The 26864-nt window shown below is 72.1% G+C and carries 27 protein-coding genes and 1 pseudogene; 9 read left to right on the forward strand and 19 right to left on the reverse strand.

Annotated features, from left to right (window positions below):
• Window positions 1-9: 9 nt before the first annotated feature.
• The 4 genes from ACWIHY_RS13945 to ACWIHY_RS13960 all read right to left on the reverse strand — a co-directional run bounded on the left by ACWIHY_RS13945 (window position 10) and on the right by ACWIHY_RS13960 (window position 5109).
• Window positions 10-1173 carry a winged helix DNA-binding domain-containing protein gene (locus ACWIHY_RS13945; protein WP_454375875.1) on the reverse strand — a complete coding sequence of 388 codons (1164 nt, stop codon included), beginning with the start codon at window positions 1171-1173 and terminating at the stop codon, window positions 10-12.
• Between the two features lie 101 nt (window positions 1174-1274).
• Entirely contained in the window at window positions 1275-2339 is a 1065-nt protein-coding gene (locus ACWIHY_RS13950) for a hypothetical protein (protein ID WP_454375876.1), read from the reverse strand.
• A 44-nt stretch (window positions 2340-2383) separates the two neighbouring features.
• The gene (locus ACWIHY_RS13955; RefSeq protein ID WP_454375877.1) at window positions 2384-4288 is read right to left on the reverse strand and encodes a neutral/alkaline non-lysosomal ceramidase N-terminal domain-containing protein; all 1905 of its coding nucleotides are present in this window, start codon (window positions 4286-4288) and stop codon (window positions 2384-2386) included.
• Complete coding sequence (locus ACWIHY_RS13960; RefSeq protein WP_454375878.1) at window positions 4288-5109, reverse strand: class II aldolase/adducin family protein; 822 nt, start codon at window positions 5107-5109, stop codon at window positions 4288-4290. The genes ACWIHY_RS13955 and ACWIHY_RS13960 overlap by 1 nt, the downstream gene beginning before the upstream one ends.
• Before the next feature lie 125 nt (window positions 5110-5234).
• Here ACWIHY_RS13960 and ACWIHY_RS13965 point away from each other — a divergent pair, with 125 nt between their 5' ends.
• The 5 genes from ACWIHY_RS13965 to ACWIHY_RS13985 all read left to right on the forward strand — a co-directional run bounded on the left by ACWIHY_RS13965 (window position 5235) and on the right by ACWIHY_RS13985 (window position 9850).
• Complete coding sequence (locus tag ACWIHY_RS13965; protein WP_454375879.1) at window positions 5235-5915, forward strand: TetR/AcrR family transcriptional regulator; 681 nt, start codon at window positions 5235-5237, stop codon at window positions 5913-5915.
• Between the two features lie 81 nt (window positions 5916-5996).
• Complete coding sequence (locus tag ACWIHY_RS13970; RefSeq protein WP_454375880.1) at window positions 5997-7082, forward strand: WD40/YVTN/BNR-like repeat-containing protein; 1086 nt, start codon at window positions 5997-5999, stop codon at window positions 7080-7082.
• A gap of 34 nt (window positions 7083-7116) precedes the next feature.
• On the forward strand, window positions 7117-7794 hold the full coding sequence (locus tag ACWIHY_RS13975; protein ID WP_454375881.1) for a uracil-DNA glycosylase: 678 nt from the start codon (window positions 7117-7119) through the stop codon (window positions 7792-7794).
• Window positions 7791-8831: an N-acetylglucosamine kinase gene (locus ACWIHY_RS13980; protein ID WP_454375882.1), complete on the forward strand. Its 1041-nt coding sequence runs from the start codon at window positions 7791-7793 to the stop codon at window positions 8829-8831. The genes ACWIHY_RS13975 and ACWIHY_RS13980 overlap by 4 nt, the downstream gene beginning before the upstream one ends.
• A gap of 95 nt (window positions 8832-8926) precedes the next feature.
• Window positions 8927-9850, forward strand: coding sequence for a sirohydrochlorin chelatase (locus tag ACWIHY_RS13985; protein WP_454375883.1), 924 nt, complete (start codon window positions 8927-8929; stop codon window positions 9848-9850).
• Window positions 9851-10038: 188 nt separating this feature from the next.
• Here the strand turns inward: ACWIHY_RS13985 and ACWIHY_RS13990 are convergent, their stop codons facing one another.
• The 12 genes from ACWIHY_RS13990 to ACWIHY_RS14045 form a co-directional block, all read right to left on the reverse strand.
• Complete coding sequence (locus ACWIHY_RS13990; protein WP_454376048.1) at window positions 10039-11055, reverse strand: lactonase family protein; 1017 nt, start codon at window positions 11053-11055, stop codon at window positions 10039-10041.
• 211 nt (window positions 11056-11266) lie between these two features.
• Complete coding sequence (locus ACWIHY_RS13995; RefSeq protein ID WP_454375884.1) at window positions 11267-12796, reverse strand: FUSC family protein; 1530 nt, start codon at window positions 12794-12796, stop codon at window positions 11267-11269.
• Window positions 12797-13007: 211 nt separating this feature from the next.
• On the reverse strand, window positions 13008-13424 hold the full coding sequence (locus tag ACWIHY_RS14000; RefSeq protein WP_454375885.1) for a gas vesicle protein K: 417 nt from the start codon (window positions 13422-13424) through the stop codon (window positions 13008-13010).
• The gene (locus ACWIHY_RS14005; RefSeq protein WP_454375886.1) at window positions 13421-13699 is read right to left on the reverse strand and encodes a gas vesicle protein; all 279 of its coding nucleotides are present in this window, start codon (window positions 13697-13699) and stop codon (window positions 13421-13423) included. The genes ACWIHY_RS14000 and ACWIHY_RS14005 overlap by 4 nt, the downstream gene beginning before the upstream one ends.
• A complete protein-coding gene (locus ACWIHY_RS14010) occupies window positions 13699-14547 on the reverse strand; it encodes a GvpL/GvpF family gas vesicle protein (RefSeq protein ID WP_454375887.1) in 849 nt (282 codons plus the stop codon). Before ACWIHY_RS14010 ends, ACWIHY_RS14005 begins: the two co-directional genes overlap by 1 nt.
• The gene (locus tag ACWIHY_RS14015) at window positions 14544-15047 is read right to left on the reverse strand and encodes a gas vesicle protein (RefSeq protein ID WP_454375888.1); all 504 of its coding nucleotides are present in this window, start codon (window positions 15045-15047) and stop codon (window positions 14544-14546) included. The genes ACWIHY_RS14010 and ACWIHY_RS14015 overlap by 4 nt, the downstream gene beginning before the upstream one ends.
• A 27-nt stretch (window positions 15048-15074) precedes the next feature.
• On the reverse strand, window positions 15075-16160 hold the full coding sequence (locus ACWIHY_RS14020; protein WP_454375889.1) for an SRPBCC family protein: 1086 nt from the start codon (window positions 16158-16160) through the stop codon (window positions 15075-15077).
• Window positions 16157-16744, reverse strand: a complete 588-nt coding sequence (locus ACWIHY_RS14025) for a hypothetical protein (RefSeq protein WP_454375890.1) — start codon at window positions 16742-16744, stop codon at window positions 16157-16159. Before ACWIHY_RS14025 ends, ACWIHY_RS14020 begins: the two co-directional genes overlap by 4 nt.
• A 37-nt stretch (window positions 16745-16781) precedes the next feature.
• On the reverse strand, window positions 16782-17030 hold the full coding sequence (locus ACWIHY_RS14030) for a gas vesicle protein GvpG (protein ID WP_454375891.1): 249 nt from the start codon (window positions 17028-17030) through the stop codon (window positions 16782-16784).
• Window positions 17031-17056: 26 nt separating this feature from the next.
• Complete coding sequence (locus tag ACWIHY_RS14035) at window positions 17057-17770, reverse strand: GvpL/GvpF family gas vesicle protein (protein ID WP_454375892.1); 714 nt, start codon at window positions 17768-17770, stop codon at window positions 17057-17059.
• Window positions 17771-17773: 3 nt separating this feature from the next.
• Complete coding sequence (locus ACWIHY_RS14040; protein ID WP_454375893.1) at window positions 17774-18217, reverse strand: gas vesicle structural protein GvpA; 444 nt, start codon at window positions 18215-18217, stop codon at window positions 17774-17776.
• Between the two features lie 109 nt (window positions 18218-18326).
• Complete coding sequence (locus ACWIHY_RS14045) at window positions 18327-18653, reverse strand: gas vesicle protein GvpO (RefSeq protein ID WP_454375894.1); 327 nt, start codon at window positions 18651-18653, stop codon at window positions 18327-18329.
• 165 nt (window positions 18654-18818) lie between these two features.
• Here ACWIHY_RS14045 and ACWIHY_RS14050 point away from each other — a divergent pair, with 165 nt between their 5' ends.
• From ACWIHY_RS14050 to ACWIHY_RS14060, 3 genes are all read left to right on the forward strand, one after another.
• The gene (locus ACWIHY_RS14050; RefSeq protein WP_454375895.1) at window positions 18819-19301 is read left to right on the forward strand and encodes an Lrp/AsnC family transcriptional regulator; all 483 of its coding nucleotides are present in this window, start codon (window positions 18819-18821) and stop codon (window positions 19299-19301) included.
• A 25-nt stretch (window positions 19302-19326) separates the two neighbouring features.
• Entirely contained in the window at window positions 19327-20031 is a 705-nt protein-coding gene (locus ACWIHY_RS14055; RefSeq protein WP_454375896.1) for an HAD family hydrolase, read from the forward strand.
• Window positions 20032-20174: 143 nt separating this feature from the next.
• Window positions 20175-21794 carry an alpha-amylase family glycosyl hydrolase gene (locus ACWIHY_RS14060; RefSeq protein ID WP_454375897.1) on the forward strand — a complete coding sequence of 540 codons (1620 nt, stop codon included), beginning with the start codon at window positions 20175-20177 and terminating at the stop codon, window positions 21792-21794.
• On the opposite strand, the gene ACWIHY_RS14065 is transcribed toward ACWIHY_RS14060, so the two are convergent.
• On the reverse strand, window positions 21791-22975 hold the full coding sequence (locus ACWIHY_RS14065) for a zinc-dependent alcohol dehydrogenase (protein WP_454375898.1): 1185 nt from the start codon (window positions 22973-22975) through the stop codon (window positions 21791-21793). The genes ACWIHY_RS14060 and ACWIHY_RS14065 overlap by 4 nt on opposite strands.
• 127 nt (window positions 22976-23102) lie before the next feature.
• On the opposite strand from ACWIHY_RS14065, the gene ACWIHY_RS14070 reads away from it, so the two are divergent.
• Entirely contained in the window at window positions 23103-23381 is a 279-nt protein-coding gene (locus ACWIHY_RS14070; protein ID WP_454375899.1) for a WhiB family transcriptional regulator, read from the forward strand.
• A 204-nt stretch (window positions 23382-23585) separates the two neighbouring features.
• On the opposite strand, the pseudogene ACWIHY_RS14075 reads toward ACWIHY_RS14070, so the two are convergent.
• Together ACWIHY_RS14075 and ACWIHY_RS14080 are read right to left on the reverse strand one after the other, a co-directional pair.
• Window positions 23586-23966 (reverse strand): annotated as a pseudogene (locus ACWIHY_RS14075) (MFS transporter); the annotation flags it as partial.
• Between the two features lie 148 nt (window positions 23967-24114).
• Window positions 24115-26820, reverse strand: coding sequence for a SpoIIE family protein phosphatase (locus ACWIHY_RS14080; protein ID WP_454375900.1), 2706 nt, complete (start codon window positions 26818-26820; stop codon window positions 24115-24117).
• Window positions 26821-26864: the final 44 nt, after the last annotated feature.

Consider the following 26864-nt stretch of genomic DNA (forward strand, 5'->3'; position numbering starts at 1 on the left):
TTCTTCTCCTCAGGCGTGCGCGCCCACCGTGATCGTGCCGATGGACGCTTCGGGAACGGCCTCCATGATCTCCCCGACGCGGTGCACCTCGGCGTCGAGGGCGTTCCGCTGCGTCGCGGTGAGCGTGCCCAGGGGCTCGACGGTGATGTGGAGCCTGCGCCCGGCGCGGCGCTGGTGCCAGACACCGGCGGCGACCCCGTCGACGAGCAGTACGGGGAAGTTGCCCGCCTGTCCGCCGGACAGCGCGCGCTCGGCGGCGCGTCCCGGGAACAGCCGCTCACGGGGCCGGCACGCGATGACGTACGCGTCGAAGTACGGCAGCAGCCGCACACCCCGTGGCTTCGCCGCCGGCATCGCGGTGTCCCCGGCGACCACCCAGGCGGGCTCGCCGTCCAGCTCGACCTGCTGGAGCCGGGCGGCGAGCGAGGTGAAGAGTTCGGCGGCCCAGCGCGGCGGCGCGGCGAGCCAGCGCGCGAACTGCTGGGGCGTGGCAGGCCCGTAGGCGTACAGATACCGCTCCACGAGCCACGCGAGGGCGGTCGGCGCGTCGGCGGGCCGGAAGTCCGGCAGCCAGCGCCGGGGGCTGGTGTAGGTCACCTTGCGGCCCTTGTTGGGGCCGAAGCACAGGGCGCCGCGGTAGGCCGCCGTGCCGACGGCCTGGATCCAGCGGGGCCAGTGGCCCTGGAACGCCTCCAGTACGGGGTCCGCTGCCCACGGACCGGCCTCTACCGCGAGCGCCTCGGTGAGTTCGTCGACGGTCAGCTCCGCGTCCGCGAGTACGACCGTTATGGCCTCGACGACGGCTTCGGTCTGGTCCGGCGTCAACAGGGACGCCGTTCCCTGGGTGCTCCGGCCACCGGGCAGCGCGGACAGCGCGCCGGTCCACATGGGCAGGTCCCGGGTGCTCAGCAGATGTACGGTGCCGCGCGGACCCCGCGTCTTGACGAGGCCGCGGTCGGTCCACAGGGCGTGACGGACATCCGCCCGGGTCCCCTCGGCCGTGCGCATGGCGAGGGACAGCTCGGCCGCGGACAGCACCTGGGCGTGGGCCCCGCACATGACGGCAGCGGCGGAAGTCACGGAATCCACGGGCGCGGAAAGCGCGTTGCGCTCCAGCCGCCTGGCCGAGACCTCGGCCCAGGAGAAGCTCGGGGTCTCGGCCGTGCGGGTCATGGGGCGGCTCCTCGACAATCCCTCATCGACGGTGCGGGTCGGCGTTCCGGCGACGGCGGTTCGGCGGTTCGGCTCGCGGGCTCCGCGCCCTTCAGCCGCTCCTACCAGTCTCCGTCCGCCACCGGCTTCCCCGGTGCGTCGCCGAGCGGCTTCACCTGGTGCGGTGACGGCTGCTGCCACGGCGTGTGGTCGTCGCCCAGCCACTCCCCGACCGGCTTGACGCCGCCCAGCGTGTCCGTGGGCGCCAGGTCCTCACCGTCGGCGTCGTAGTAGTCGAACCAGGGCAGGCCCGCCCGGGTGTACGCGGCGCGGTCCACGGGGGACTGCGGAGGTTCCTCCCCGGTGATACGCCGCCACTCCGGCGGTGTCACCAGGTGGACGAAGACCCGGCCCGACGGCTCGCCGGCCCAGTCGGACGCGGGCCGGTCGTCCTTGTAGACCTCCTGGCGCATGGAACCGCCGACGCCGAGCCCCATCGCCGCCGCGGCGGACCTCGGCGCGGGCGCGCTGCCCCACCCGGCCCCGGAAGCGGACATCATCGCCGGGGCGGCGGGGGCCCCCGGGGCAGGCGCGCCGTACGCGACGCCCTGCGGCGGCATCGCGGCCCGCCGCTCCGCCGCTCGCCGCTGCTCCTCGCGCCACGCTTCCAGCGGCCCGTCCGCGAGCGGCCAGGACTGCAGCTGCAGTCCGCCCCACTTCTCCTCGCCGGTGACCTGTCCCTCCACCGTCGCGCCGAGCCCGAGGGGCACCGCGACGAACTGCCGCACCGTGCCCGTTCCGGAGTTGATGCCGTCGAGCCACGGCTGGCGCGGCAGTACCAGGTAGTTCTGCGGGCCCCGGGACAGCCGGCTGTTCCACGGCTTGCCCGACACGGCGCAGATCTTCCCGACCGCCACCTGAAGGGCGCCCGGTTCCACGGTCCCGGCGAAGCTCAGCCACATCGCCTCACGCAGATGCACGGGCAGCATGACGCCGCCTCTGGCCAGCCATTCCTGCGGCACGGTGGCGGCGTGGTCCTCGACCCTGCGCAGCGGGAAGTTGCCCAGGCCCGGCGGCAGGGAGTGCGTCCCCTTCTCGGGCAGGCGCAGCGTACGTACGAAACGCACCCGCACCCCGCCCGGCAGCAGCAGACTGTCCCCGTCGATCCGTACGGCACCGTTGGTCACCGGCACACTCCCCTCGCTTCGGTCCTGCTGATCGCTCCCGGTGTCTATAACGACGGTGCCTTGCCGTCCGGTTCCACTCCGTTCCACTCGAAGGGCCGCGTCGTTCCCGTGAACGGGCCGGTGGCGGTGTCGCCGAAGTAGCGGATCCGGTAGACACCGGGTGGCGTGTCCGTGGGGACGTCCCAGGTGACCGTCACCGTGGACGCCCGCGCCGTTGACTCCCGTGCGGTCGGCGCCTCCGCCCCCGCCCAGCGGAAGGTGGTCGTCCAGTCGCCGTCGTCGGCGACTCTCGTCCACTCCGCTCCCTCCCGGCGTTCCACCGCCAGGTAGGTGCCTCCCCTACGCAGGTCGTTGCCGGGGTGGGCGCCGACGAAGCGGGCGGTGACCCGGGTGCCCGTACGGGCCAGGGAGAGGAGGTCGCCGAAGTCCCTTCCTGGATGGGGCGCGTCGTACCCCCGCCGCCCGCGGCGCCCGCGCGGCGGACGGATGCGTTCCGGGGTGCCGCGGTCGACGGGCAGACCGTCCCGCATGGCTTGCGCGAGGCCGGCCGCGGTCTGGCACAGGGCGGGCAGCTCCCAGCGGCCGAAGAGTGTGCTGCCGCCTTCGTACTCCTGGGCGTCGTACTCCTCGGGTGTCGTCACGTAGTGCGCGTACGCGTTGCTGTAGCCCGCGACCAGTACGTTTCCCGGTTCCGCGCCGACGATCGCCGCGACGGTACGCCGTAGCCGCAGCCCCGCCACGACGGTGACCTCCGCGGGGAGGCCGATCAGGTACAGCGGACCGATGCGCAACAACTGCACCGGGAGCCGTTCCTGGACCATGGGGCGTACCCGGTTCACAGGCCCCGCGGGCAGGCACAGGCCCTTGGGCGCCTGGGCGTCGCGCAGGCGGGGTGCGAGCGGGTAGACGATCCGGTGCGACAGGGTGTCCCAGAGGGGGTTGCGGCCAGGCCTGAAGCCCCTGAAACCCGGCCCGTCGACCCAGGCCCCCGCGAAGGCCGCCGCACCCGCGACGGGGCCCCAGGTGCGGTGGGTCCGTCCGTCGCCGGTGAATTCCGGCCGTACGGTCGTGCGGGAAAGGTTCACGTGGGTGAGGCGGGCGTCCAGCGTGCCGGGGATCTCATCGCCGTACAGGGCGGCGGCCGCCTCGTACTGGCGGGTGCCGATGATCCGGGTGTTCTCGAACTCGTCCTCGGTGGGGCCGCTGCCCGGTGCGAGGTTGAGGTTGGGCGACATGTCGCCGGCGTTGGTCTGCGCGAAGGCGGCTACGACGCCCGGATCCCGGGCCTCCCAGCAGGAGGCGGCGTACCCCTTGTTGTCGGCGCTGATGAGCGTGTTCGTGTTGGTCATGCTGGTGTTGTGCGTCGGGAACCAGTTGACCGTTCCCGCGAGCCGTCCGTTCCGCTCGATGCGCAGCAGGGTGGTCCGCGGGTCCACGGCGTCCGGGAAGTGCGCCCTGTCCGTCGCGGGATTGCGGTCGAAGGCGCGCTTCGACCGGTTGACGCTGGCGTTCAGCAGCTCGCCGTGGGCGAGGCGCAGTACGGCGGGGGCCAGGTCGGCGTGCGCGGCCTCGGCGGCCTCCACGATCCCGTCGACGATCGCACCGTACGTGCGCTCCCTGAAGCCGCCCGTGTTGCTGTTGTAGAGCGCGTGGTGGAAGTAGCCGCCGGGGCCGCAGTGGGTGTGGGTGGCGGTGATCATGACGTTGGACTCGGTGTAGCCGCCGGGCAGCCGCCGGAGCACTTCGCGTACGACTCCGGCCGACATCAGCGGCAGTTCGCACACCACGAGCAGAAGCCGCCGCTCACCGTCCGCGAAGGCGAACGCCCGCGCGTGCAGCCGGGTGTGGATTCCGGACGTCTGCTGGCCGGCCTTGCCGTACCCGAGCATTCCGCACTCGGCCGCCTCCCCCGTGATGTCGGCGATGCCGCATCCGGCGCGGCGGCTCATCAGTCGAAGAGGTCGGGGTCGGACGCGGTGATCTGGTCCCAGAGGGGCTGCGCCTGGAACCAGCCCGCGAAGTGGCCGCCGACCTGGGAGCGGGTGTGCAGCGCGGTGTCCCGGTCGATGAGCTTGGGCGTACCGGCCGCCATGGCGAGCAGCTGGGCCTGGCAGGACCGTTCCATGGTGATGAACCACCAGACGGCCTCGGCGACGGACTCGCCGACCGTCAGGAGGCCGTGGTTCTGGAGGATGACGGCCTTGTACGAGGCGAGGGCCGCGCCGATGCGCTTGCCCTCCTCGGCGTCACTGACCACGCCCTGGTAGTCGCTGTAGACGCCGTGGTCCTCGAAGAAGGCGCAGGCGTCCTGGGTGATCGGGTCGAGGCGTATGCCGAGGCTCGAGAACGCCTTGCCGTGCAGGGAGTGGGAGTGCGCGGCGGCCAGTGCGTCGGGCCGCGCCTTGTGGACCTCGGAGTGGATGACGAACGCGGCCCGGTTCACGGGGCGTTTGCCGTGCAGGAGGTTGCCGTCGTGGTCGACGAGGATCAGGTCGGAGGCCTTGATCTGGCTGAAGCTCATGCCGAAGGGGTTGACCCAGAACGCGTCGGGGTGCTCCGGGTCGCGGACGGTGATGTGCCCCGCGACGCCCTCGGAGAACCCGAACTTTCCGAACAGCCGGAATCCAGCGGCCAGTTGTTCCTTGCGGTAGCGCCGTTCCTCTTCGGCCGTGCCGAAGGACGGCGGCGCCGGGAGCGACACCCCTTCGGGCATGGGTCCGGCCACTGCCTCGACGACCTGGGACATGGTGGGGGGCGTCGCTCCGGGCATGGTGGGCCTCCTCATCCATCGGATACATTCGCGTATCCGATACGGGTCCGGATGCTTTCCGAGGCCGCAGAAGCTGTCAAGAGTCCGGGCCGACGGGCCCGGGATGTCCGGGAGTGAGGTGGCCGATGCCGAAGGGAACGACCAAGCGGCGGCCGCAGACGCTGGCGCGGCTGCTGGACGCCGCGCGGGAGGTGTTCGCCGAAGCGGGCTTCCAGGGCGCCAGGATCGAGGACATCTGCCGGCGGGCGGGCTACACACGGGGCGCCTTCTACTCCAACTTCCGGACCAAGGACGAGCTGTTCTTCGCGCTCTTCGACGCGCACGCCGACCGTGAGCTCGGGCGCATCGCGCGGACCGCGGCGGAGATCGGCGACGACGAGCTGACCGTCGGCCGGATCGCCGAGGTGCTGGCGTACGTCGATCCGGACGAGCGCACCTGGTTCCTGGTGACGACGGAGTTCACCCTGTACGCCATCCGCGACCCGCGGGCGGCCCGGATGCTCGCCGATCACGACGCCCGGCTGCGCGCGGAGGCGGTCCGGCTGCTGCGGGACCTGTTCGAGCGGGCCGGGCTGCGGCCCACCGTCGATCTCGACGGGCTGGTCCGGCTCGTCATCGCGATGCGGGAGGGCGCGCTCGGCCAGAGCTACGTCGAACCGGAGCGGATGGTGCCGGGTGCGCTCGCCCACCGGTTCCTGCCGCTGCTGCTCGCCGCCGCGACGACGCCGGCAGACCCGGGCCAGGCGGTTTCCGTGGGCGGCGCGGCGGCTGACGGCTCGCCCGGCATGCCGTCTGAGCTGCGGTAACGCCCGCTCTGAGGGCCGCTGTCAGTGGGCGGGTGCACACTGGCCGGTATCTGAGACAACGGCGTCCTGGAGGTGTCGGCCATGTCCGACGTACTGCTCACCGTAGGAACACGAAAAGGGCTTTTCATCGGCCGCAGGCGCGGTGGCGAGTGGGAGATCGACGGGCCCCACTTCAACGCGCAGTCGGTGTATTCGGTCGCCATCGACACCCGTGGCGCGGCGCCGAGGCTGCTCGTCGGCGGGGACAGCCTGCACTGGGGCCCCTCGGTCTTCCACTCCGACGATCTCGGCGCGACCTGGGTCGAGCCGAAGCGACCTGCCGTGAAGTTCCCGGAGTTCACCGGTGCGTCGCTGGAGCGGGTCTGGCAGCTGCGTCCGGCCGGGGCCGAGGCGCCCGACGTGGTGTACGCGGGGACGGAGCCGGCCGCGCTGTTCCGGTCCGAGGACCGCGGCGAGTCCTTCGAACTCGTACGGCCGCTGTGGGAGCACCCGACGCGCTCGCAGTGGGTGCCGGGCGGTGGCGGCGAGGGGCTGCACACGATCATCACCGATCCGAGGGACGCCCGCGCCATGACGGTCGCGGTGTCCACGGCCGGGGTGTTCCGCTCGCTGGACGGCGGGGCGAGCTGGGCGCCCTCCAACAAGGGTGTGTCGGCGGTCTTCCTGCCCGATCCGGACCCGGAGTTCGGCCAGTGCGTGCACAAGATCGCCCAGGACGCGGCGGACCCCGGCCGGCTGTATCTCCAGAACCACTGGGGCGTCTTCCGCAGCGACGACGCCGGGGCCAACTGGGCGGACATCGGGGCGGGGCTGCCCTCGACGTTCGGCTTCGCCGCCGCGGCGCATCCGCACCGCGCGGAGACGGCGTACGTCTTCCCGATCACCGCGGACTCCGACCGGGTGCCCGCCGGCAACAAGTGCCGGGTCTTCCGCACCGGGGACGCGGGCAGGAGCTGGGAGCCGCTGTCGGCCGGACTGCCCCAGGAGGCGCATTACGGAACGGTGCTGCGGGACGCCCTGTGTACGGACGACGCCGACCCGGCGGGGGTGTACTTCGGCAATCGCAACGGCGAGCTGTTCGCCAGCGCGGACGACGGCGACAGCTGGCGGATGCTCGCCTCTCATCTGCCGGATGTGCTCTGTGTACGGGCGGCTGTCATCGGTTGATCGGGGCGGGCGCGCCGCCAGTAGAGTGACGCCCGTGGCAGCAAGACCGTTGAAAGAGATCGTCGAGCCCGGCTGGGCGGACGCTCTGGAACCCGTGGCCGAACGGGTCGCCGCTATGGGCGACTTCCTGCGCGCGGAGATCGCCGCCGGGCGCACCTACCTGCCGGCCGGGGCGAACGTACTGCGCGCGTTCCAGCAGCCGTTCGACGAGGTACGGGTGCTGATCGTCGGCCAGGACCCGTATCCCACGCCGGGGCACGCCGTGGGGCTGAGCTTCTCCGTGGCGCCCGAGGTGCGGCCGCTGCCCGGGAGCCTGGAGAACATCTACCGGGAGATGCACACGGACCTCGGAGCGCCCCGGCCGTCCAACGGTGATCTGACGCCGTGGACCCGGCAGGGCGTACTGCTGCTCAACAGGGCGCTCACCACGGCTCCCCGCAAACCGGCGGCGCACCGCGGCAAGGGCTGGGAGGAAGTGACCGAGCAGGCGATCCGGGCGCTCGTCGCGCGCGGAAAGCCGCTGGTGTCCGTGCTCTGGGGGCGAGACGCCCGCAACCTCCGGCCGCTGCTCGGCGACCTCCCGGCCGTCGAGTCCGCGCACCCGTCACCGATGTCGGCGGACCGTGGCTTCTTCGGCTCCCGGCCCTTCAGCCGGACCAACGAACTGCTGGTCCGCCAGGGCGCGCAGCCGGTGGACTGGCGGCTGCCGTGACGCGGTGGGTGCTGGGGGTCGACTCGGGCGGGTCGGGACTGCGGGTGGCACTCGCGGACGCCTCGGAAACCCGCCGGGCCGCGAGCACCGCGTCACGTGAGCCCGTACGCACCGGGCCCGCCGGAATTGACGCGGGGCACCTGCTGGACCAGCTGCTGCCCATGGCACGGGCGCTGCTCGACGACGCCGGGAACCGGGGCGCCGCCGCGGGCCGGGATGGTGCCGCGGCCGCGGGCGGTGACGCCGACCCCGTCACGATCGACGCCGTCACGATCGGCGCCGCCGGTATGGCGACCCTCGGCGACGACCTGCGCGCCCGGCTCCCGGCGGCGCTGGAAAGTGCCATGGGCGTACGGCGCCTGGCGCTGGCCGCCGACGCCGTCACGGCGTACGCGGGAGCGCTGGGACCGCGGCCGGGAGCGGTGGTCGCGGCCGGCACCGGCTTGATCGCGCTGGGTACGGACCTGTCGCACTGGCGCAGGGCCGACGGCTGGGGGCAGCTGCTCGGCGACTGCGGTGGCGGCGCCTGGATCGGCCGCGCCGGACTCGAAGCGGCGATGCGCGCCCACGACGGACGGCGTGGCGGCTCCCCCGCCCTGCTGGCCCGCGTCGAGACGGTGTTCGGCCCCGCACCCGAACTGCCCGGCCTGCTCTACCCGCGCGCCGACCGCCCCGCCGTACTCGCCTCGTTCGCGCCGGAAGTGGCGCGCTGCGCGACGGCAGCTCCCGCCGATCCCGTAGCCGCCGCGATCCTCCGGGAGGCTGCCCTGCACATCGCGGACGCCGCCGTCGCCGTCTGCCCGCCGGCCGGGGACTGCGAGATCGCCCTCACCGGTGGCCTGTTCGCGATGGGGGACCCGTTGCTCGTACCGCTGCGGGCCGCACTCGCCGAGCGGCTGCCGCACGCGCGTACCGTTCCGGCGGCGGGAGATCCGCTGGCCGGAGCCGTGCGCGTCGCCGCGTCGCTCGCCACGGACGGCCTGCGGCTGCCGGTCGACGGGCGCCTGTTGCACGTACTGACAGAGCAGGGCAGTTGAACTCATAGCGACTCACGGGATAAATGGGGACAGACACCGCTGCAACGCCCCCTCCCCGAACAGCCGAGCACACAAACCCAGTAGCATGCGGCGCCATGAGCTCCCCCACTGGGCCCGCATCCGGCCTGCCTGTACGAATGCCGCGACCACGACAGTCCGGACGGCACCGCCGGCCGGAGCCCGTGGTGGCTCCCGAGGGCGCGCCCGCGCTTGTCCTCGCCGTCCCCGGCACCCCGGGCAGCGCGTCGCGCAGCCTGGCGGAGGAAGTCGTCAGTATCGCCCGTTCCGAGCTGCCCGGCCTGGACGCCAGGATCGGCTACCTCGACGGTGACAACGACGAGTACCCCACCCTCGAGAGCGTGCTCGCGCACACCGCCGCCGAGCGCACCGCCCGCTACGAGCAGGCGCTCGCAGCGGGCCGAGAGGCAGCCGAGCCGCAGGGCCCGGCCGCCGTCGTGGTGCCGCTGCTCGCCGGCCCCGAGAACGCCCTCATGCGCCGGATACGCCAGTCCGTCATGGACAGCCGCGCCGCCGTCGAGCTGACGGACGTCCTCGGCCCGCACCCGCTGCTCGCGGAGGCCCTGCACGTGCGCCTGTCCGAGGCCGGTCTGTCCCGCGCCGACCGCGCCCGGCTGTTCACCGTCGCCACCGCGGCCGACGGCATCATCCTGGCGACCGTGGGCGGCGACGAGGCCGTGCAGGCCGCCGGCATCACCGGCATGCTGCTGGCCGCTCGTCTCGCCGTACCGGTGATAGCGGCCGCCCTCGACGAGGAGGGTTCGGTCGCCGCCGTCGCGGAGCAGCTGCGCGGTTCCGGCTCGACCCAGCTCGCCCTGGCGCCGTACGTGATCGGTCCCGAGGTGCCCGACAGCCTGCTGGACGCGGCGGTCAAGGAGGCGGACTGCGCGACCGCCGAGCCGCTGGGCGCGTACCCGGCGATCGGCAAGCTCGCGCTGTCGCACTACACGACGGCGCTGGGCATCGCACCGCAGCAGGCGCAGGGCATGCCGGCCCACTGAGCCGCGCCCTCCCACCGCACGCCGACTGCGGTACGGAGGGCAGCGGCGTCCACGTACGGCTGAGGGCCCGCACCGTCACCCGGTGCGCGCCCTCAGCCGTACGGCGGACCCCAGGCCGAAGCCGGGGCCGGGACACGGGCCGGGATCCAGGCCCACCCGGCCCCGGCCCCCGGCCGCGCCCCGGGGCCTCAGCCGAAGACGACGCAGGATGCCGCGGGCGCCGCGAGGGAGCCCGCGCGGCGCGGGATGCCCGTCTCCTCGTCGATGTCGAACCAGGTGATGTCCCCGGAGCGCTCGTTGGCGGCGTACAGCCTGCGCCCCGTGGGGTCCAGGGTGAGGTCGCGCGGCCAGTGACCGCCGCAATCCACCGTCGTCACGAACTCCGCCTTCGCTCCGGACGCGTCGAGCGCGAGTACGGCGATGCTGTCGTGTCCCCGGTTGGCCGCCCAGAGGAAGCGCCCGTCGTGGGCCACGACGGCCTCGGAGGGGTACGTCGCCTCATCGGTGCCCGGTTCCACCACAGGGGCCTCACCGAGCGGTACGAGCACGCCCGACTCGGCGTCCCAGCGGCAGACGGTGAGGGTCGGCTCCAGCTCGTTCAGGACGTACGCGTGTCCGCCTGCCGGGTGGAAGGCGAGATGACGCGGCCCGGAGCCCGGCCGCAGCGCGGTCTCGGTGTGCACCCGCAGGGTGCCGGTGCGCGGGGCGAGTTCGCAGACCCGTACGGAGTCGGTCCCGAGGTCGACACTGAGCACCCAGCGCCCCGTGGGGTCCGGCAGGACCTGGTGGGCGTGCGGCCCCGCCTGACGGTCCTCGTCGGGGCCGTTGCCCCGGTGGTGGAGCACGCCGGTGGCCGCTTCCGGCGCCCCGTCCGCGCCGACGGGGAGCACCGTGACGCTCCCCGAGCCGTAGTTGGCGGTCACCAGGTGCCCGGCGGCGATCGCGAGGTGGGCGGGGGAGGCGCCGCCCACCGGTACCGGCTCACCGGCCGGGACCGGGGCGCCGTCGCCGGAGACGTCGAAGGCGGCGGCCACCCCGTCCTCCGTCTCGCTCACGGCGTACAGGATCCTCCCGTCAGAGGCGAGCGCGAGGAACGACGGGTCGGCGACGGCGTCGGCCGACCCGAGCACGGTCAGCGCGCCCGTCTCCGGGTCCACGGCGGCGGCGGTGATCCCGCGCCCCCCTGCGGAGGTGAACGACCCGATGAACGCCCGCCCCGGCCGCCCGTCCCCCTCGGACCGCCCGGGCCGCCCAGCCCGTCCGGATCGCCCGGCCTCGTTGCTGCTGCTCACCGTGGAGCCCCTTTCCGCCATGTGATCGCGTACAGCCGCAAGAGCTGTGACAGCTTTGATCACATTCTGCCGGTCCGGCGGCCCCATCGGGTCTAGACCACTTCGCCGCCTCGGCTCCGGTCGGTCAGGACCCGACCAGCGGGGAGCCCGGGGAGCTGTGCAGCGGAGTCGCCAGTTCGGTGAGCACCTTCTCCAGGCCGTGGAGGTGGTGCAGGGCGGCGTCGGCGCCCGGGTGGTGGGGCTGGACGGCCGACAGCTGGGCCTTGGCGGCCTGCTCGGTGGACTGCGGGCCCCCGGGGGACACCAGGGCCTGGACGGCGGCCTCCACGCGCCAGCAGGCCGCCGCCAGGCGTGCGTCGTGCGACGCCTGCGGGTCGGCCGCGACGGAGGCGAGCCCGCGCACCTCGCGGGCGCAGTCGTCCAGCAGGGCCAGGACCTGGCGGGCGCGGGCCTTGCGGGCACGCAGCGGGTTCAGGGGGTGCACGAGGGGAGCCAGGGAGAGGCGGGCCCGGCCGAGTACGGCCTCCAGCTGGGCGGCGAGCGGCGCGGGATCGGCGTCCGGGTCGCCGGCCAGACGGCGCGCGGCGGTCGTGGTGCAGCCGTGCACGCTGTGCACGGCGCGCTCGATCCAGGCGTGGGTCGCGGCGTGCGTCGTGACGGGCAGCACGAAGGTCACCGCCAGAGCCGCGCCGAGGGCCCCGACACCCGTTTCCGCGAGGCGCAGCGCGAGCAGGCTCGGTTCGAGGGCGCCGAGCAGCCCGTACAGCAGCGACACCATCAAGGTGACCGCCAGCATCATCCAGCTGTACGAGACCGGCGCGGTGTAGAAGATCCCGAAGACACAGACGGCGACGAGCGCGGCCGTGGGCGCCACCGCACCGTGCAGCGGCAGCGCGAGCAGGAGCCCGGCGACGATGCCGGCGACCGTGCCGAGGATCCGCCGGAAGCCGCGGACCAGCGTTTCACCGCGCGAGGAGGTGTTAACGAAGATCCACCAGGCGGCGCCCACGGCCCAGTACCAGCGGCCTTCGGAGAGCACCTGGCCCACGACGAGCGCGAACCCTCCGGCGACGGCGACCTGCACCGCCTGGCGGGTGGTGGTGCGCGCGAGGCCCGACCCGCCCGGGAGGGCGGGGGCCGGGGCCGGGGCCGGGGGAAGGCGTCGCTCGTAGCACCACAGGCCGAAGCGGACGCCCGACGAGGCGATCAGGGCGAGGGCGACAGCGGTGCAGAGGCCGGGCAGCTGCCCGGGGACCGTGTGCAGGAACTGCGCGACGAAGAACATCATGAAGGCGAATACGCCGAGGGCGTGGCCGCGCGGGCCCCAGCGCCGGGCATACACCCCGAGGCCTGCGACGGCGAGGAACGCCACGTCGCGCAGCAGAGGAGTGTCGTGCAGTGCGGCCGCGAGAGCGAGTACCGGGAAGCCGACAGCGGGTAGCAGGGCGGTGCTGGCCACCTGGGCGCGGATCTTCGGGTCGGTGACGGTGAAGAGGGCGAGGAGCGCCGCGAGCCCGCCGGTGATGACCGCGGGGAGGGTGTGACCGCTGAGGCCGCAGACAGCCACCGCCAGACCGACGCCGAGGACGGACCGCGAGGCGCTGCGCAGCCGCAGCCGACCGGGATCCGGTACCACGAACATCCTCTTCAGCACTGCTTTTCCGCCCCGCCTTCGCCCTGACATGAAAAAGGCGCCACGGAGTCCGCGGCGCCATCGACCTGCCCATCAGAACATCTGATGCCCCTATGGCTCAAGTCAAGAGTGATGGACTGGACCATTGGCACAGCGTGAGCCGCTGATCGCCGCCGTTGCGCGGGCCAACGGACTACGGGCCCGCCAGGGAGCCCGGCTGCCGCCGCCAGGGTCAGCCGGGTGGTTCGGAGGGCGGGAGCAGCGTGCCGAGGGGTCCCAGGTCCAGGTTGAGGTCCTGCATGGTCAGGCCGTAGCGGGCGCAGAGGTCGGTCATGCGGTCGTGCAGGAGCATCAGCGTGACGCCCAGTCGCTCCTCCTCGTCCTCGGTGAGGTCGCCGGCGTCCACCCGGTGCATGGCCTGGCGTTCCATCAGCTGGCGGAGGAGTTCGACGAGCGTCAGCACCAGCTTCATCAGGTCCCGCTCCACCGTGTCGGGGTCGGTGTTGATGCGCCTGCCCGGCCGGGGGGTCCGTTCGTGGCCCGGCCGCGGGAGGTCCTGCGGGGCGGCGGGGAACAGGCGGAAGGCACGGCCGGCCGCGTCGGCCACCTCGTCGTAGCGGCTCTGAGGTTCCGGCGCGTCCGGTGTCATGGCGGGGGAAGGCGGCCGCCCGGTGGCGCGGCGGGGACGGGTCCGCCACGGGGCCAGGGGGCCGGCATCTCGGCGCTGATGGAGGAGATGAGCGCGCGCAGGGAAATCCGGACGAGGTCGATGTCGGCGATCGACAGGGTGACGTCACCGGTGATGACGGCGCCCCCGGTCAGCAGGCGGTCCAGCAGATCGATGAGCGCGATCTGCCGGTCGGGCAGGTCGCGCTCCGGCGGGCCGGACCGCTCGGGACCGGACATGGTGAAGTCGGCTGTCATCACGTGATCGGCTCCTGCCCCTGCTCGTCCTGTCCGCCCTGCTCGCCCTGTCCGTCCTGTTCCGGCGCGGCGAAGGAGTACGGCGCCCACGGCCCGGTGATCTCGACGCGGATCGTGTCGGCCCCCTGCGCGGCGCGCTCGACAGCGTTCCGGAAGTCGTCGGCCCGGTCGTGCGGCACCAAGTAGGCGTCGTTGACGATGTTCTCGCCCGGGCCCGAGTCTTCGGCCAGCGGGCCTTGCTGCGGGCGGTGCCGTGCCTGCTCGACCGCGTGGCCACGGGCTGCGGCCTCGACGTTCAGCGCGGACTGCGCGGCCGCCCGGAAGGCGTCCTGGCGGACGTTCCGTTCCTGGTGCCGGCTTCGCAAGTAGGCGCGGCCGGGGCTCAGTTCGGCCGGGCGCGCCGCCGGCGTGGAGGCGGCGGGCGCCGAAGGCGGCTGGAAGTAGATCTTCACTCCCCATTCCACCCGGCCGGCGAGGTGGGTGAGGCGCCGAGTGAACGCCGCGCGGTCCGCTGTGATCATGGCGAGGACGCGGTCGTCGTCACGGTAGATGGTCGCCAGACGCAACGGCAGCACCGTACCGCGGGCGGCAACGGCGTCAATGACGCGGTGGTGCGCCCGGGCGACAGCCTCCAGCCAGGCCAAGTCCTCGAAATGCGCGGCGAGGGGCGCCGCCTCGAAGTCGTCGGCCGGGACACTGCTCACGACCGCCGTCAGCCCCCCGCCCCGGCCCTCGTCGGCCACCAGACGCACCGGGGCGTCGGCGACGCCCCGCAGCGCGGCCACCGCCTCGCGCAGCCCCTCGTGCGCGGCCGTCACGGCGTACACGTAACTCACGCTCGCGGTCATGAGTCGGTCCTCGGAGGCCGACGGTTCCCGGTACGGGTGGGCTTGGCCGGGTCCTTAGTGCGCCGGGGACGCTCCGGACGCCCTGAACCCTCCGAGCGCTCCGAGCGCTCCGAACCCTCCGATGTACGGGATGCGGGGCGCCGCTCGGCCGGCGGCAACTCCCGTGCGTCCCGCAGGGCGTTTATCTCGTCGCGGAGCCGCCGGTTCTCCTCGGCCAGTTCACGGCTGCCGCCTTCAGCCCGGGAGGACAGGGACGGGTCGTGTTCCCACCAGTCGATGCCCATCTCCTTGGCCTTGTCGACCGAGACCACGAGAAGGCGCAGCTTCACCGTGAGCAGTTCGATGTCGAGGAGGTTGATCTGGATGTCGCCCGCGATGACGATGCCCTTGTCCAGAACACGTTCCAGGATGTCGGCCAGGTTGGCGGAGGACCCCTGCCCGTAGGGCGAGGGGGACGCCCGGGACGGGGAGCCGAAGTTGCTGGGGACTGGTTCGCTCACGGCCGTTCCACCTCGATCCGACGTGGATCAGCGCCGACTCGCCGTACGACGGCGCGGGCGTTCCTCTTCGTGCGGCTCCTCTTCGTCTTCCTCTTCCTCGTACGGCTCTTCGTCCTCTTCCTCCTCTTCGTCCTCTTCGTCCTCTTCGTAGGATTCTTCGGCTTCGTCGGGCGCCTCTTCCTCCTCCTCCCAGTCCTCGCCTTCCTCCTCGCCTTCGTCCCACTGCCCGTCCGGCCCTTCCTCCTCTTCTCCCTCCTCCTCGCTCTCTTCGCTCTCTTCGCCCTCTTCGCCTTCTTCGTCCTCCTCGCCCTCGCTCACCACTTCGCCGTCGCGGATCTCACCGCGCCAGCCCTCGGCGGGCTCGTCCTGGAACGAGACGAACTTGCGGAACAGTTTCAGGTCCAGACGGAGGCGGCGGCCCTGGGCGCGCCACATGTTTCCGGTCTTCTCGAACAGGCCCTTGGGGAAGTACTCCACCACCACGAGCACCTTGGTCAGGTTCTCCTCGAGCTCGTGGAAGGTCACTGCCCCCTTTGTCGTGCCCTTGGCACCCTCGGAGGTCCAGACGATGCGCTTGTCCGGTATCTGCTCGGACACCTTCGCTTTGTAACTGCGGTTGGACTTGGCGACCTTCACCTGCCAGTTGGAACTGGTCTCGTCGGACCGTTCGACGTTGACGACGCCCTTGGCGAAGCGGCTGAACGTCTGGAACTCGGTCCACTGGTTGTATGCCTGCTCGAGGGGCACACCGACGTCGATGTCCTCGATGATGACGACGCTCTTCGACCGCGTCTCGCCCTTGGAGCCTTTGCCCTTGCCGAACAGACCGGTGACCTTGTCCTTGAGTCCGCCCATCATGTGGGACACTCCCATGCCGCCCGCCACCCGGGCCGGCGACTTGCCCTCACTGAGCTGCTTGCCGCCCTTGGCCAGCGTGGAGAGGGTGCCGCCCACCGAACTGCCGGGTTCCGCAAGCTGCTTGGTGGCCTCGCCCAAGCGCTCCCCCATGGAGGTCACAGCCCGCTCGGCCCGGGCTTGCACGTACTGCTGGAGCTCATCCTTGAGCCGGCTTCCCGCGTCGCCGGCCAGCCCCGGCTTCTTGGTGTCGGTCATTCCTCGGACCTCCTCTTCGTGGCAGCCCCGCGCCGCGCACCGCGCGACGCGGCGGGCCCGTCCGCCGCCTTCTTCTTGCGCGCCGCCGGCTTCGCGGCCTTGCGGGCGGGAGCGCGGCTCGGCTTCTTCGCCTTCGTGTCCGCCTCGTCCGCCTCCGTGTCCTTCTCGCCCTCCGGCTCCGATTCTTCCTCCGGCTCCGATTCTTCCTCCGGCTCCGATTCTTCCTCCGGCTCCGGCTCTTCCTCCGGCTCCGGCTCCTTCTGCTCGCTCTCCTTCGCGTCAAGGGCCCCCGTGCCCTGTTCCTGGAGGCTCACGGTGCGCTCATGCAGCGAGTCCGCCAATTTGTCCGCCAACGCGCCGACGGCGGCGGTGGATGCCTCCTTGCCGGCGTTGAGCAGGTCCTTGCGCATCTGCTCGGTGACGGCGTCCATGGCGGGTGAGCCGCCGATCGCGGAGGTGATCTTCTTGGTGTCGACGTTCTTTTTGATCACCCAGGCCGCGACAGCGACGGCCAACTTGGCGCTCTTCGTGCGCCCCAGCACGTATCCGCCGAGCAACGCTGCGCCTGCTGTTGCTTTGTTCATCGTGAGAACTCCTCCCGACGTCTCACAGCCCGTTCAGTCAGCGTGGGTTTTCCCGGAAGCGGTGGATCTCCTCGAGCCGTTCCAGCAGCTCGTCCTCACGCCGGTCGAACGTCTCCTCGTCGATCTCGCCGGACTCCAGCGCCTGTTCCAGCTCGGCCAGTTCCCGCATGACGGGGCCGGGGTCGTAGTACTCCTCCTCGGCGGTCCGTGCCACCTGCTGTACCACCCACCCGACGCCGCGCACGGGGGCCAGCGGGAGGGTAAGAAGTTGACTGATCAAGCCCATGGCCACATCTCCGGAGCATGAGGTTTCTAGACGAAGCTGTAGGGCGGCAGCGGCCCGTGGAGCCGGAAGGTGAAGTCCTCACCACGCTCGTCGGCGAAGTCCTTCTCCGCGGTCAGGAAGTCGTTCTGCCGGGCCTGCTCCACCAGGAAGGAGACGCTCACGAAGTCGTCGCCCGTCGGTTCCGACGCGACGATGTCGCGCGCGTACGGGCGCAGCCCTTCCACGGTCTGCGCCGCGAAGGCCTCCTGGCGCCGCTGGACCTCCGCGGCGACCAGCTCTCCGAGCGCCATCTGCAGATCCTGGCCTCCGCGCCCGCTGCGGACGTCCTCGTTCAGCCGGCGCGCCTCGTCGGACTGCAGCAGGATGTCCCGCAGCAGCGGTTCCTCGGCACAGGACGCCTTCACGTGGAATTCGACGCACCCGTCGAGCGCCGACAGCCGCTCCTGGTAGGCATCGGCCCTCTCGTCCAGCACCTGGTGCACCGCGTCGTCATCGGGCGCCATCGCTCCGAAACGCAGCGGCAGCACGCTGCCGTCGGCCATCAGTCTCTCCAGTACCGACTGGTGCGCCAGTACGTCGCGCCGCTTGGCCTTCAGCCCGTCCGGCGCGTCGCTGACCACAGCGACCACCGACCGGCCGTCGACCGTGCGCAGCTTCTCCGGGGGTTCTCCCACACCAGTGATGCCGTCCAGGCGCAGCGAGTGGTCCGCGCCTGTGATCGCGTAGACATAGACCGCCATGGCTCACTCTTCCCGGCGCCGGGAAGGACGGCGCGACGGCCGTGACCTCTCCCGCTCCTCTTCCGGCTCGGGCTCTTCCTCGCGGCCCTGGTGGATCGAGTCCGTGAACGCCTCCACCGCGCCCGTGAGAGCGCCCTTGCTCTTGCCCTTGGCTCCGCCTTCCGTGACCTGGCCGACGACGTCGGTCAGCTGGCTCGGGGCCTTGCGTCCCGTCTCCAGATCGAGCCGGTTGCAGGCCTCGGCGAAGCGCAGATAGGTGTCGACACTGGCCACCACGATGCGGGCGTCGATCTTCAGGATCTCGATGCCCACCAGTGACACGCGGACGAAGACATCGATGACGAGCCCTCGGTCCAAGATCAGTTCCAGGACGTCGTACAGCGATCCCGAGCCACCCCCGCCGCCCTGGGCCACGCCGCCTCCGCCACCTTGCGGCACCACTGTCATGGTGCCTCCCTTCGGGGGCAGCACCGCTGGTGCGCCCCGATCCGACTGTCTCAGCCTGTCCGGCCGTGTTCTCTTGTACGGCCCGGATTCCGCAGCGACGACCAGGCCCTCAGGCACGCCTGTCGATCTGGCCTCGCGTGTACCGGCGGATCCGCTCGTACGACATGAGCTCGCCCTCGGCGTCGAGCGTGACCCGGTAACTGGCCATCACGCTCGTCGTCTCGGGAATGCGCTCGAGCTCCAGGACTTCCACCTCGGCCTCCCACCCGTCGTCGGTGGGCCGCACCGCGGAGACGGATTCCGGCGCCCTTCCCAGCAGGCCCTCGAGCTGCTCCGTCGCCGAACGCATGGCGCGGGGAGCCGAAAGCCGATGCGGAGGTTTCCCGCGCTCGCGCTTGGGGGGCCGCGCTTCGTCGCTGTCTCGATCCGGGGGCATCTTCTACCTAAGTGACTCGAAAAAAGTCCCTAAAACATCAAATTGCATCCTATCGGACATAGCGGACCGCCCGCTCGGTGAGAGGGCATCTCCCGGAGAGCGACGAGGCGCTGCGCTCGGTAGGGTCTACGGCCGGACAGCGGGCCAGAAGGAGATCGACGGATCATGGCAGTGGACGAGCTCGACACGCGCATCCTGCGGCTCCTCATCGAGCAGCCGCGCACCAGCGTGCGCGAGTACGCCCGTCTCCTCGGTATCGCCCGTGGAACGCTCCAGGCCAGACTCGACCGGCTGGAACGCGACGGTGTGATCACCGGTACGGGCCCCGCCGTCTCCCCCGCCGCCCTCGGCCACCCCGTGCTGGCCTTCGTGCACGTCGAGGTCACCCAGGGGCATCTGGACGAAGTGGGTGACGCGCTGGCGGACGTACCCGAGATCATCGAGGCGTTCTCCATCACGGGCGGCGGAGACCTCATGACGCGCGTCGTGGCCCGTGACGCGGGACACCTGGAGGACGTCATCCAGCGGCTGATCCAGATTCCCGGCGTCGTACGGACACGGACCGAGGTGGCGCTGCGCGAGCGGGTCCCCCACCGGCTGCTCCCGCTGGTCGAGTCCGTGGGCAGGGCCGCCGCGAAACAGCGGTGACCGGCCGGCTTGGCATGCTGGTGCCATGAGCCACCCGCACCGCACCCCGGTCGTCTTCGATCTCGACGGCACGCTCGTGGACAGCGAGCCGAACTACTACCGGGCCGGCAGACAGCTGCTGGCCCAGTACGGTGTCGAGGACTTCGGCTGGGAGGAGCACACCCGCTTCATCGGCATCGGCACGCGCGAGACGCTGGCGGTCCTGCGTGAGCAGTACGGGATCACCGCGCCGCTCGACGAGATGCTCGCCGGCAAGAACCGGCTGTATCTGGAGCTGGCCGCCGCGGCCACCGAAGTGTTCCCGGAAATGCGGAAGTTCGTGGAGCGGCTGCACGCCGGGGGGAACCCGATGGCCGTGGCGTCGGGGTCCTCCCGCGCCGCCATCGAGGCCGTACTCGCGGGCACCGGTCTGGACGCCCTGATCACCGCGGTCGTCTCCGCCGAAGAGGTCCCGCACGGCAAGCCCGCGCCCGACGTCTTCCTGGAGGCCGCCCGCAGGATCGGCGCCGCCCCCGCCGACTGTGTGGTCCTGGAGGACGCCCCGGCCGGCGCGGCGGCGGCGCACGCCGCGGGCATGGCCTGCGTCGCCGTGCCCTACGTACGCGGAACGGAGCACGACCCGGCGTTCGCCACGGCCGGGCTGCTCTTCCCGGGCGGCCAGGACGAGTTCACGGCCCGGGCCGCGTACGACTGGCTCGGACGGCAGGCTCCGTCGGCCCCGTCTTCCTGAACTCGCGGTGAGCGGCTCTCGGCCGCGCGGTACGGATGTCCCGGCCGGATTTCGATTCCGGCCGGGGCATTCTTCGTGAAGGCTGAGACGTCCCCGGGAACGGCACCGGAGAACGGCACCAGAGGGAAAGGAAGTCCCGATCCATGACAACGTTCCGCCCCGCCCCCGCCTGGCTGGCCGACGCCGTCTTCTACCAGATCTACCCGCAGTCCTTCGCCGACTCCGACGGCGACGGCATCGGTGACTTCAACGGCATCACGCAGCACCTCGACCACCTCGCCTGGCTGGGTGTGAACACGGTCTGGCTCAATCCGTGCTTCGCCTCACCGTTCCTCGACGCCGGTTACGACATCAGCGACTACCTCACGGCCGCCCCCCGCTACGGCACCAATGACGACCTCGCCGCGCTCGTCGAGGCGGCCCGCCGCCGCGGCATCCGCGTACTCCTCGACCTCGTCGCCGGCCACACCTCGGACCAGCACCCGTGGTTCACCGCCGCCGCCGACGATCCCGGCGACGAACGCTACATCTGGAGCGACGGCGGCCAGCCGCCGCCCGCGGGCTTCGTGATCTCCCCCGGCACTCGCCCCGGCGCGTACCTGCCGAACTTCTTCGACTCCCAGCCCGCGCTCAACTTCGGCTATGCGCGCCCGAATCCGGCCGAGCCCTGGCGCCTGCCCGTCGACGCCGAAGGCCCCCGCGCCAACCGCGCCGCCCTGCGCGACATCATGGACCACTGGCTCGGCCTGGGCCTGGCCGGTTTCCGGGTCGACATGGCCGCCTCGCTCGTCAAGGACGACCCCGGCAAGAGCGAAACTGCAGGGATCTGGACCGAGTTGCGCCACTGGCTGGACGCCGCCCACCCCGAGGCGGTCCTGCTGTCGGAGTGGGGCGACCCGGCCGTGTCCGTACCGGCGGGCTTCCACGCCGACTTCTTCCTCCAGTTCGGCGGCCCGACCGTGGGCCGCCCGCTGCGCTCCCTGTGGAACAACCGGCAGGGCACCGACAACGACGACTGGGACCCGGTCGACTGCTTCTTCGACCCGGGCGGCAAGGGCTCGCCCCGGCCGTTCGTCGAAGCGTGGCAGGACGCCACCACGGACATCGCCGGCCGCGGCTTCACCGCCCTGCCCACCGCCAACCACGATTTCGCACGCCTCAACTGCGGCCCCCGCACCCCCGAACAGCTCCCCGCCGCGTTCGCCTTCCAGCTCACCTGGCCGACGCTGCCCGCCATTTATTACGGCGACGAGATCGGCATGCGCTTCGTCCCCGGCCTCCCCGACACCGAAGGCAGCGTCCTGGGCCCGCGCTACAACCGGGCGGGCTCCCGGACCCCCATGCAGTGGGACGGCACCCCGGGAGCCGGCTTCTCCACCGCCCCCAAGGACCGCTTCTACCTGCCCATCGACCCCGATCCGGGCCGGCCCACCGTGGCCGCCCAACGCCAGGACCAGGGCTCACTCCTGCACCTGGTACGCCGCCTCGTCGCCCTGCGCACCGCCACTCCGGAACTCGGGTCCGCGGGCACGGTGGCCGTCCTGCACGACGGCCACCCCTTCGTCTACGTCCGGGGCGGGCGCTACCTGGTCGTCGTCAATCCCCGGCGCGAGGCGGCCGCCGTCGCCACGCCCGCCGCCGTGTCCGGCAGCCCGCTCCCGCGGCCCGTGGAGGTCTCCGGCGTACGCATCGACGGCGACACCGTCAGGGCGGAAGGGTTCGCGTACGGCGTCTTCGACCTCGGACCGGGCCCGCGCGTCTAGGGCTTGAGCAGGGTTTTGACCATGCCGTCCTCCTTGGCCTGGAACATCTCGTACGCCCGGGGCGCGTCCGCCAGCGGCAGGGAGTGGGTGGCGAATCCCTCCGCCCCCAGCGGGTCGCCGTCGCTGAGCAGCGGCAGGATGTCGTCCACCCAGCGCTTGACGTTGGCCTGGCCCATCCGCAGCTGGATCTGCTTGTCGAAGAGGGTCAGCATCGGCATCGGGTCCACCATGCCGCCGTACACGCCGGACAGGGAGATCGTGCCGCCCCGGCGCACCACGTCGATCGCGGTGTACAGGGCATGCAGGCGGTCGACTCCGGCGTGTTCCATCAGCTGCCGGCTGACAGCGTCCGGGAGCAGACCGGTCAGCCACTGCGCGGCTTTGGCGACGGGCGCACCGTGGGCCTCCATACCGACGGCGTCGATCACGGAGTCGGTGCCCCGGCCGTCGGTCAGGTCGCGGACGGCGTCGGGGAGGGTCTTGCCATAACTGGTCAGGTCGAGCGCCTTGACGCCGCGGGCGGCCGCCCGGCTCAGCCGCTCAGGCACCAGGTCGACGCCGACGACCAGGCTCGCACCCCGGTGCAGGGCGATGCGGGCCGCCATGTCGCCGATGGGCCCGAGCCCGAGTACGGTCACGGTGCCGCCGGGCGGAATCGCGGCGTACTCGACCGCCTGCCAGGCGGTGGGCAGGACGTCGGAGAGGTAGACGTACCGCTCGTCGGGCGGCCCCTGGGGCACCTTGACCGGCAGGCTGTCGCCGAAGGGGACGCGGAGGAACTCCGCCTGGCCGCCGGGCACCTGACCGTACAGCTTGGTGTATCCGAACAGCGACGCGCCCGTGCCGCGCTCCCGGACCTGGGTGGTCTCGCACTGCGAGTGCAGTCCCTGCTCGCACATGAAGCAGTGCTGGCAGGAGATGTTGAAGGGAATCACCACCCGGTCTCCCGGGGCCAGCGCGGTCACGCCGGCACCGGCTTCCTCGACGATGCCCATGGGTTCGTGGCCGAGGATGTCCCCCGGGTCCAGGTAGGGCCCCAGGACCTCGTACAGGTGCAGGTCGGAACCGCAGATGCCGGTCGAGGTGATGCGTACGATCACGTCGGTCGGCTCTCTCAGCTGCGGGTCGGGCACCGTCTCCACCCGTACGTCCCGCCTTCCGTGCCAGGTCAGTGCGCGCATCGCTCTCTCCTCGTCACTTGGTCCCCGCACGTTCCGGGTCCCCCCTGCGGTCGCCGCTATTCCCGAAATGTCCGGATGGCGCGCACACCGGAGTTTGGCCCCGGGAGGGAAGGGCACCCGGCGCCTCATGGATGTGCTCCCGCTGGACGAGAGGTGGTTGGGCAGGGCCGCCTGCGCGGACACCGACCCGGAACTCTTCTTCCCCGTGGGGGTGAAGGGGCCCGCGCTGGACGAGCAGGCCGCGGCCAAGGAAATATGCGGGCGCTGCCCCGTGACCCGGCAGTGCCTCGCCTACGCGTTGCGTTCCGGGCAGCGCACCGGGGTGTGGGGCGGCCTGGGCGAGGAGGAACGCCTGCCGCTGCACCGGGCCAGGCCACGGGCCGGGCGGACGAGAGCTCGGGGCTGAGGGGTCAGGGCCGAGGGGTCAGGACTGGGCGGGCGGGGGCTGAACCGGCAGCGTCTCGACCGTCGGCGCGGGGCCGGAGAGCTTCCGCTCGGCCCAGCGGGCCACCGGCTCCATCGCACAGGAGGCGGCCAGGAAGGACCCGCCGAGCAGCAGCCAGCCCGGCACACCCCAGGTGACCAGCAGCGCGGTGAGCAGCAGGGGCCAGCCCTTCGTGACCAGCCCGGCCAGCAGCGCCTGCCGGGCGGCGGCGAGCCCTGACTGCGCGATCGCGTAGAGAGTCGCCGCGGCCAGAAACGGCACGAAGGGCCGGATGACCAGAAAGGAACGCCACGGCCGTACTCGTCCCGAGCGCGAGCACCACCGCTGTACCCCGCGGCCCGCACCGGTCCACGAGCCGCCCGGCCGGAACTCCCACGACCGATCCCACCGCCCAGGCGATCGTCAGCCCGAGCCCGACCCTGGCCGGGACAGACCCACGACGTGCGTGAAGTAGAGCGCCGAAGTGACGTAATGGGCGCCGTCGCCAACGGAGTTGCTGAGCTGGGCGAGGGCGAGGGTCCGTGGAGCTCCTGCGGGCGGCCTCAACCGGTGGTGGGTCGTCACCCCCTCACGCCAGGGCCGCAATGGCGCCTCCGACAGGACCACTTCGTCCCGACGACGTTGGGCCAATCCGGCCACCGTCACAGCGCGTCGAGCCGTCGGGCGCATGCTCCGCGCAAGACCCGCCGGCCCGTCAGAACTCGCTCGCGCCCGGGGTCTGTTCCGACCAGATGACCTTGCCGCTCGCGGTGTAGCGGGTGCCCCAGCGTTCGGCGACCTGGGCGACGAGGTACAGGCCGCGGCCGCCCTCGTCGGTCGTCGCCGCGTACCGCAGGTGCGGCGCGGTGCTGCTGGTGTCCGAGACCTCGCAGGTGAGTGTGCGGTCGTAGAGCAGGCGGACCGCGATGGGCGCGCTGCCGTAGCGGATGGCGTTCGTGACCAGCTCGCTGAGGATCAGTTCCGTGGCGAAGGACTCCTCCTCCAGTCCCCAGTCGGCGAGCCGGCGGGCGACGTCCTTGCGTACCTCGGCGACGGCCCACGGGTCGGGCGCCACGTCCCAGCGGGCGACCCGGCCCGGGTCGAGTACGCGCGTCCCGGCCACCAGGAGTACGACGTCGTCACCGGGCGGAGTGGGCAGCATCGTCGCCAGTACGTCGGTGCAGGTCTCCTCCGGGGTCCGGCCGCGGCGGCCCAGGCTGCCGCGCAGCAGCTCCAGACCGGTCTCGAGATCCCGGGTCCGCGTCTCCACGAGGCCGTCGGTGAAGAGCACCAGCCGGCTCCCCTCGGGCACGGTCACCTCGGCCGCCTCGAAGGGGAGTTGCCCCAGGCCCAGGGGAAGGCCCGCCGGGATCTCGGGGAAGTCCACGGCGCCGTCGGGCAGCACCAGCGCGGGCCCCGGGTGGCCGGCCCGGGCGATGGAGCAGCTTCCGGTGACCGGATCGTAGATCGCGTACAGGCAGGTTGCGCCGGCGACCTCCACCCCCTCTCCATGGGCCCTCTCCTCCTGGTCCATCCGGCAGACGAGTTCGTCGACGCGCGCGAGAAGTTCGTCGGCCGGGAGGTCGAGCGACGAGAAGTTCTGGACGGCGGTGCGCAGCCGCCCCATGGTGGCGGCTGCGTGCAGACCGTGCCCGACGACGTCGCCGACGACGAGTGCGACGCGGGAGCCGGGCAGCGGGATGACGTCGAACCAGTCGCCACCGACCCCGGCCCGCGCCGGCAGATAGCGGAAGGCGACGTCGAGGGCGTTCTGCTCGGGCACACCGCTCGGCAGCAGGCTGCGCTGCAGGGTTACGGCCATCTCGTGCTCGTGGCTGTAGCGGCGGGCGTTGTCGAGGCAGACGGCGGCCCGTGCGACCAGCTCCTCGGCGAAGGAGACGTCGTCCTCGTCGAACGCGTCCGGATTTCGCGTACGCCAGAAGTTCGCAATGCCGAGGACGACGCCGCGCGCGTGCAACGGAACCGACAGGAGCGAGTGGACTCCGTACGCGAGAATCCTCGCCGTACGTTCCGGGTCCCGCCGGCGGAAGTCCGGCGACGCGGTCACGTCGGGCTCCAGGACGGTGCGGCCGCTGCGCATCCCCGGGGCGGACGGGCCGCCGGGGACGAAGCCGATCACGTAGCCGACGGGATGGAAGGGATGGACCCGGCTCAGGCCGGCGACGGCCGTACGGCGCATGTTCGTGACCGTTCCGCGCGGGGGCGCGGGTTCCTCTCCGCGCAGGACGCTCTCCACGAGGTCGACCGTCGCGAAGTCGGCGAACCGGGGGGTCGCGACTTCTGTCAGTTCTTCGGCGGTCCTGGTCACGTCGAGGGTCGTACCGATGCGCGCGCCGGCTTCGTACAGCAGGAGCAGGCGCTCCTGCACCCCTTCCACCTCGCCGGCGAGCGCGGTCAGTTCGGTGGTGTCCCGCAGGGTGGCGACCGTCCCCGAAGGACCTCCGTGCTCGCCGGTGGGCCGCAGACTCACGGCGAGCAGGCGGTCGCCGGCCACGCACACCTTGTCCGTGGCGGCACGGCGTGAGGCCAGGAGGCCGGCGGTGGCGGCGTCCAGGCCCAGATCCGTTACGGCGCGCCCTTCCGCGTCCGGGGGCAGGCGGAGCAGCCGGCCGGCCTCGTCGTTGGCCAGCAGCAGCCGACCGTCGCCGCCGACGATGAGGACGCCTTCGCGGACGGCGTGCAGCACCGCGTCGTGGTGCTCGTACAGCCGCGCCAGTTCGGCCGGATCCATCCCGCGGGTCTGCCGCCGCAGCCGCCTGCTGATGAGGACCGCGCCACCGGAGGCCAGGGCCACCGCCACGGCGGCGGAACCGAGGAGCACCGGCAGCTGCCGGCCCACCGCGCCCTGCACCCGCTCGACCGTGATCCCGGCCGCGACCGTACCCGCGAACGAGCCGTCCGCCCGGCGGACGGGAGACAGGGACAGTACGGAGACACCGGACGTCGTCTCCGCCGTACGCGTGACGGGCTCGCGCGGCGGCTCTCCGCTGCCGACCACGTGCTCCCCGATGAGGGAGGCGTCCCGGTGGGTGTACCGGGTCCCGTCCGGCGCGTACACGACCACCAGGTCCACGTCGGCGCCCCGCCTGGTGTCCTCGGCCCACTTCTGCAGAGCGGCGGTGGGGTCCCGGCCGTCCAGCGCCGGCACGATCGCCGGTGAGTGGGCGAACGCCTCGGCGACGGCGCGGGTGCGCAGTACGGCCGCCTGCATGCTCTCGCGACGCCCCTGGACGATGTGCGACACCACTGCCGCGGCAACCAGCAGGACCACGAAGACCAGCAGCAGCACAAACACCTGCCCGGCGACGGTGCGCACGCTGAACAGGGATCGGAGGGGCGGGGCCGGGTGCCGGGACGGCGCGTCCCCGCCGGACGACGCGGATCGGTCGAATCGGCCCATACCGCCATTCTGGCCTCGTTACGGCCTTCCGGCGACGGCGGCTC

It is taken from the genome of Streptomyces sp. NPDC055287 (assembly GCF_053646035.1).